5 protein-coding genes and 1 pseudogene are annotated in these 6,974 nt (G+C 66.9%); 1 reads left to right on the top strand and 5 read right to left on the bottom strand.

Annotation, left to right across the window (positions count from 1 at the left end):
• The 4 genes and pseudogenes from holA to ON44_RS08875 form a co-directional block, all read right to left on the bottom strand.
• Nucleotides 1-929, bottom strand: a pseudogene (gene holA / locus ON44_RS08890) (DNA polymerase III subunit delta); the annotation flags it as partial.
• 227 nt (nt 930-1,156) lie between these two features.
• On the bottom strand, nt 1,157-3,733 hold the full coding sequence (locus ON44_RS08885; protein ID WP_157187088.1) for a ComEC/Rec2 family competence protein: 2,577 nt from the start codon (nt 3,731-3,733) through the stop codon (nt 1,157-1,159).
• Nucleotides 3,730-4,824 (bottom strand): ComEA family DNA-binding protein, encoded by a 1,095-nt coding sequence (locus tag ON44_RS51270; RefSeq protein WP_169338048.1) that lies wholly within the window; start codon nt 4,822-4,824, stop codon nt 3,730-3,732. The genes ON44_RS08885 and ON44_RS51270 overlap by 4 nt, the downstream gene beginning before the upstream one ends.
• Nucleotides 4,825-5,104: 280 nt before the next feature.
• Nucleotides 5,105-5,920: a class I SAM-dependent methyltransferase gene (locus ON44_RS08875; protein ID WP_040687855.1), complete on the bottom strand. Its 816-nt coding sequence runs from the start codon at nt 5,918-5,920 to the stop codon at nt 5,105-5,107.
• A gap of 63 nt (nt 5,921-5,983) precedes the next feature.
• On the opposite strand from ON44_RS08875, the gene ON44_RS08870 reads away from it, so the two are divergent.
• Nucleotides 5,984-6,571 (top strand): TetR/AcrR family transcriptional regulator, encoded by a 588-nt coding sequence (locus tag ON44_RS08870; RefSeq protein WP_040687853.1) that lies wholly within the window; start codon nt 5,984-5,986, stop codon nt 6,569-6,571.
• Here the strand turns inward: ON44_RS08870 and ON44_RS08865 are convergent.
• On the bottom strand, nt 6,564-6,953 hold the full coding sequence (locus ON44_RS08865) for a histidine phosphatase family protein (RefSeq protein WP_051181777.1): 390 nt from the start codon (nt 6,951-6,953) through the stop codon (nt 6,564-6,566). The two genes, ON44_RS08870 and ON44_RS08865, sit on opposite strands and share 8 nt — an antisense overlap.
• Nucleotides 6,954-6,974: the final 21 nt, after the last annotated feature.

Genomic DNA, 6,974 nt, shown 5'->3' with positions numbered 1-6,974 from the left:
GTTCCAAGGCGTAGGTGGCGTCGGCGGCACCGCCTTGACTCGGCATTCAGCGTGGCGACTACTTGCAGGGCCGTTCCGATGCTGGCCTGGTTCCAACCCCGCGCTTGGGCCTGGGCTTTCTTCACCTTCCACGGCGGCATGCCCAATTGCTGGGCCAGCTTGAACGGGTCGCCGCGGCCCGCGGAGCCGACGCGGGCGATGGTGTGGACGGAGTCCGCGAGTGCGTCGGCGAGCAGTACATGCGGTACGCCGCGGTCGGTGGCCCAGCGCAATGCCTCCATGGCACCGGGACGATCCCCCGCGACAGTGAGTTCGGCGACATCGAAACCGGAGATCTCGGCCTTGCCGGAGTAGTAGCGGCGTACCGCGGCGATATCGATCTTGCCGCCGGTATCGGCGGCCAATTGCGAACAGGCGGCGGACAATTCCCGCAGATCCGAACCGACCGCCTCCAGCATTACCTGCACGACCTCGCTCGAAACCCGCACCCCGGCATTGCGGAATTCACCGCGCACGAACTCCACCCGCTCGGCCGCCTTCGTCAACTTGGCGCAGTCGTGCACCTGCGCACCCGACTTCTGCAGCGCAGGGGCCAGTGCCTTGGCGCGGCCGCCCCCGGAGTGCAACACCACGAGCACCACACCTTCGGGCGGATCCACGGCGGCGTCGGTGATCACCGCGACCGCCTCTTTTCCCGCCTCCGCCGCCGACTCGAGCACGATCACCCGATCCTCGGCGAACAGCGAAGGGCTCAACAACTCCGCTAGTTCCGCGGTGCTGGCATCCCCGGCCCGCAGTCGATCAACGGGTACCGCATCGGGGTCCGGCGCATTGGCCCGCACCTGCGCCGTAATCGCCGCGATGGCCCGTTCGACCAACAGCTCTTCATCACCGAGCACCAGGTGCACTGCCGCAGTCCGTTCGCTCACGCGAGCATCCTACGGTCCGTCACCGACACGTCCTCACACTCACAGCCCGCCTCCGTTTTGTCGCCGTCCGTGTTCGAACCCGAGCCTCCCGGTCGTCCAACTGTTCGGTCCGTCATCCGCAGCCACGCGCTGCAGTCCAGCAAAGTCGGTCCGGACCTCGGAGCCGGACCAAGGGCGAGCTTGCACGCAGAATCCGGTGACGATCAGTCTGGCCAGATCCGCGCGGACTATCGGGATGGAGACCTGGCAGGTCGAGCCGTCAGGGTTCGCAGTTGGCGACCCTCACCTAGGACCAGGATGTCGCCCTGTTGATCGGTCCGGGCAACGGTGACACCCAGGTCGGCCAGATCCGCGAGCACACCGGGGTTCGGATGGCCGAAGGTGTTGTCGGCACCGACACTGATCACGGCTAGTCGGGGGTGGACGGCGGCGATGAATTCCTTTGTGGTTGTTCGGGAGCCGTGGTGCGGCAGCTTCAGAACGTCGGCCTGAACGGGAGCACCCGAGTGCAGCAGTCGTTGTTGCGCCGGGGCTTCGATATCGCCGGTGAACAGTATTCGGCCCGCGGATGTGGTGGCGGCGATGACGATCGAGCGGTCGTTGGCATCGTCGGTGCCTGGTGGGCCGGTTGGGTGGTGCTGGAGTGGGGCGGGGGCGAGTACGTTCAATTCGATAGCACCGAAACGCAATACCTGTCCCGAGGACAGCTCCAGCACCGGGATGTTGGCCTGTGCTGCGAGACTGGCGACTTGCTCCGGTCCGCTGACCGATGCGCGCCGCTCCTGGGCAGATCCTCGCTCACGGGACACACCCCTCGACTCATTTGAATCCGCCTCGGATCTGGTCGAATTCGATATTCGACGATCCTCGGTACTTGTGGATTCGACGTTCCCCGTTGTTCCAGCGAGCTCACCGGGCGCGACCGCCAAGGCATCGACCGAACGACCTTGTAAGGCGCCGGCCAGACCAGCGATGTGGTCGGCGTGCGGATGGGTCAGCACGAGGAGCGAGATCCGGTTGATGCGTAGGCGATTCAAACAGGTTCGCATGATGCGCGGGTCCGGACCGACATCGATGACCACCGCCGTGTGATTGCCGACGGACAACGCGAGTCCGTCACCCTGTCCGACATCGCAGATAGCCAAGACCCAGCCAGCGGGTGGCCAGCCCGGATGCCAGACCCGCACCGGAATCAGCACGACCGCGACGCCGAGCAGAACGGCAGCGGCAAGACGACGCATTATCGCCGACCGCAATGCCAGCACAACGAAAACTACTGCCGCACAGGCGATAGTCCCGCCGGTGAGCCCACCGCGCACGGATATCTCCGCGCCAGGCACATTCGCCGCGTGCTCGGCGACGAACAGCAGCCACCACAGTGGCGGTTGCGCGCAACGCAGTATCAGTTCGGCCAGCGGAGGCCAGACCGCGGCGAGTGCGGTGCCGACAGCCCCGAGCACCGTGACCGGTGCGACTACCGGTTCGACCAGGATATTCGCGAGGATCGCGACCAAGCTGAGCCGTCCGGTCAGCGCGACCACGAGCGGTGTCGTCACCACAAACGCGGCGGCCGATACCGCGACGATCTCGGCCGGAACCCGCCACCAGCCGCGAGCGCGCAACCAGTCCGCCCAACTCGGTGCCAAGAGGATCAGTCCGGCGGTGGCCAGTACCGACAGTCCGAATCCGGCACGCACCGCCAGTTCCGGCCACAGCGCGAGCAGACCGATGACCGCCGTGCAGAGCGCAGGCAAAGCTTGCTTCCGGCGTCCGGTTATCAAGGCGAGCAAGGTAATCGCACCCATTGCCCCCGCCCGCAGCACACTCGGGTCCGGACGTGCCACCACAATGAACATCAGCAGTGCCGCCGCCGCGACCGCTGCACCGACGCGCGGGCCCAGGGTGAGCAGCCGCACCGCACCGAGTACAACCGCCAACAGGATCGTGAAATTGGCCCCGCTGACCACGCAAATATGTTCCAACCCAGCGATTTCGAACCCCTCACGGACTTCATCGGACAGCGCGGACGTGTCTCCCACCACCAGCGCGGGCAGCAGCCCGGCCTGCTGTTCGGGTAGTACGCGTGCGGCCGACGCGAGGTCGGTGCGCACTGCTGCGGCCACCCGTTGCCACCAGGGCAACGCGCCGACTACCACCGGCGGTCCCTGGGCACGCAGCGTGGCGACGGTGAGATCGCGGTGCCACGGCGGCTCCGGCTTGGCGCGGAACTCCACCGCCCGTCCGGGCAGCAGCCCGTCCCAATCCGCACCGGACCCGAGAACCACCACGGTGCCGCCCGCCCGCACCGTCGAACCGCCTTGGCGGTAATCGCGTAACTGTGCCCGCACCGTCCACCGCTGTTCACCCCTGAATGCGCTGGACCGCACCGGTTTCGGATCATCGACGGGTGTGACGACCACACGCACCGAAGCCGCTGTGTTACGCAATGGATGCGTCGCCACCCGGTGCTCGCGCCATGCCCCGGCCACCGCGAACCCGGCACCGAGCAGCAGCGCGGCAAGTGTCGCAACGGCGACTACCCGCCACCGCTCACTGGGATGGGCCACCGCGCGCAACAGCACCACCCAGAGCCCGATCGCCACCAGTACCAGCGTCGACGCCAGCACCAGACCGGCCGCCCAACCCGCTGTCAGCGCGACAATCGTCGCGCCCCAACAACTCAGCGCCGCAGGCAGCAACCGCGCGTCGAGCACCGGCACCACCTCCACCGGCGGCTCGCCATCCGCGGCGGTCCGTCGATCGATATCGCCCCGTCCGTCCGAAACACCCTCGAACGTGGTCATACCGTCACCAGATCGCGCAGACGGGCGAGGCGGGCCGGGCCGATGCCGTCGACCTCGCCGAGTTGTGCGACATCGGTGAATCGTCCATTCGCGACACGCCAGGTGACGATTGCGCGGGCGGTGACCGGCCCGATGCCGGGGAGAGCATCGAGTTCGGCTTCGGTTGCGGTATTGAGGTCGACTTTGCTCGATGGGCGTTGTGCCGCAGCGGAATTCGGAGCAGAGCCCCCTGGCGGTCGTCCGCCTGCACTGATCGTGGTGCTGCCGAGTTGCGGCCCCGAGTTCGGGCCACCTGGACCGACGAGAACCTGGTCGCCGTCCTGGAGACGCTGCGCGAGATTGAGTCCGCTCAGATCCGCGCCGTCCTTGGCACCGCCTGCGGCGGTGAGCGCGTCGGCGACCCGTGCCCCGGCGGGCAATCGAACCAGGCCGCCGCGATGTACGAGGCCGACCACACTGATCACCAATTCTGTTGCGGGACTGGTAGTTACCGGGACGACTGATTGTCCAGCTCCGGATGATGCCGCCATGCTGGCGCCGGACAGCCCAACCGGTAGCGTGCCGGTGCTGATACGCACCGCCGACGGCAGCGGCACCGCCTGCGCGACCGGTCGCTCACGCAACACCACGACAGCCGCGACGACCACCGCCGCCAGTCCGACCGCGACGAGCGTCACCAGCCCCCGCCAACCGGGATCCAGTCGAGTTCCCCGAAATCGTTGCGGCACAAGCCGATCCCGCAATACCGAGCGCCGCTGCGGCTCGTCCAGCCAACCCGGTGCTCGCACCTCGCCGACCCCGCCCGCCCGGTCCTCATCATCCTCGAGATCGGACCTGGCCGCCTCGGTGGAAACCTCGGGATCGGACTCCACCGCCTCGGATAACTCCTCGTCATCCCACCGCCCACCGCGAACCGGCGGCTTGCTTCGCCCCGATCGCTTTCCGGACCTCGACGAACGCGGCGAACTTCGGCACAGCTCAGCGTCGGTACGCGCCGGACTTCCGGCACCGATCGTTCGGCTGGCACCGACTCGCTCGGTCAGCACGGTCAGTCGTCGGCGAATCCGTTCGCGTTCGTCATGTCGGGACATGGCGGCGACGCTAGTCCGGCCACAAGGTCGGGAATGGGTGCCGACCAGGCGAAATAGAAAGTCTGTTGATAACTCCGGGCCTGTGGATAACTTCGCCCGCGAAGGCGCGAAATTCCTTGTTCCGCAATCACGTTCGCCACTCTGATCGTTCCGACCGAATCAGCGAAGTCAGTGACGCCATGCCCGAGACGGAGCTGGTGCGGATGACGCCCGAGCGCGCCGCGGCGCTCACGGGTGGCCCCATCACCGAGCTCGCGCGCGGCGCCGCGGCAACGTGGAGTCAGATCCGCAGCGCCGTGACTACCGTCGTCATAAACCGCACCGTGAAGGAACCGCCCGCCGCGTCGATGGCTGCCCCGACGCCTTCCAGCACCTCTTCCTCTGTGGCAGAGGAGAATTGGGCGTGGCCGCCGGTCGTCGGTAGTTGGTCCAACCACTCGTCCCGGGTGTAGATTCGCTCCCAGTCGAAGTTCCGCTGCTCGGGATCACCGAAGCCACCTGCCGCCTGGATCCCCTCGATCACCTTTGTGATCGGCGTCGAATATGCGGTCGTCGCTGCCGAAGCCCAGCGGGCAGCGAGCGAGTCGGGGGCGACCCGTTGATAGACCTCGGCGAAGGCTTGGGCCAAATCCGTCGGCGGTTGGCCCGCATTCCAAAAGACGGCCAGCCGTCCACCTGGTCGCAGCACTTCAGCGGCTTTCGCGGCACCCGCGACCGGGTCCACCCAGTGCCAGGTCTGGCCGGAGATGACGGCGTCGAAGATTCGGCCCGCGGGGTCCCAGTTCTCGAAGGCCGACACTTCGACCTCGAAACCGTGCTTTCGCGCCCACGCACCCATCCGCGCATCGACCTCCACGCCCAGCACGCGGCAACCCGCCGCCCGGAACTGCCGGGCCGCGATGCCGGTACCGATGCCGACATCGACGATCTCGGGTCCGGGGATGGCGGCGACGATCGCCTCCACCATCGCCGCCGGATAGCTGGGCCGGGCCCGGTCATAGCGTTCCGGATCCGAGCCGAACGATTCGGCCAGCTCACGGGCTTGATGGGATTCACGTTGGTCGGAGGACGTGCGCTCCGGAGGTAGAGTGGGCATGCGCCCACCATAGTGGGCACATGCCCACTTGCCAACCGGGTGTGCCCGAGAAGAGGAGATACCGTGCCGACAGGCGTGGCCATGCGCGATCCGCGCGAGCAGCTATTCGATGCCGCCGAGCGAATCCTGTTGCGAGACGGTCCGAATGCACTGACCAGCCGCGCTGTCACCACCGAGGCGGGCTGCGCCAAGGGTGTCCTGCATCGGCACTTCGCCGACTTCGACGCCTTCCTCGCAGAACTCGTACTCGACCGCATCGGCCGAATCGATCAGCAGTCCGCCGCCCTGCGCGAATCCGCAGGCACCCGCACGGTGACCGACAATCTCACCGACGCCCTGACCACTGTCTTCGAATCGGTCGCGGTGGCCATAGTCAGCCTCGTCACCTTCCGCGACGAACTCCGCACCCGCCTGCGCCAGGTCCGCCCATCCGGCGTCCCCGTACTCACCGAAGCAACAACCATGCTCGCGACCTACCTCACCACCGAACAGGCCCTCGGCCGCATCACCCCCGATGCCGACACAGACACCCTCGCCCTAACCCTCATCGGCAGCGCCCACCTCCTCTTCGCCGACAGAACCAATGCCCCACCCACCCCGGAAGTCACCCGCAAAGTCGTAACCACTGTCATTGCAAGCACTCTCAGATGAGATGGCGAATGTCACCGAGGCCGACGACCTGGCGGTTGTGGAAGTAGTCATCCTCGCGCAGCTCCGTGATACTTCCCGGAGCAGCGTGGAACCGGGCGTAACCGAGTGATTCGATCGGCAACATCGTCCACGCCGCAACGACGAAAGTGATTGCGCCACCGTGGGTCACGACGATCTGACGATCGCAGTGACGCTGCCGTATCGCGTCCATCGCCGCGTAGATGCGCCGCGCGAATGCGGCGATGGTCTCCGATCCCGGTATGCCTTCATCGTGGCCCATTCGCTCCCCGACAACCGGCGGCCGCACGAATCGCTGATCCAGCCACTCCTGGGGCCTGCTCTCGGCCTCGCTGATCCTCGTCGAGCTGGGCCGGGAAGCCACGGCCAGTAACCGCCCAGCTAT

Origin of the sequence: Nocardia vinacea NBRC 16497 (genome assembly GCF_000308835.1) — a bacterium.
GTDB classification, from domain to species: domain Bacteria; phylum Actinomycetota; class Actinomycetes; order Mycobacteriales; family Mycobacteriaceae; genus Nocardia; species Nocardia vinacea.
This window is presented reverse-complemented; position numbering and strand designations above follow the sequence as displayed.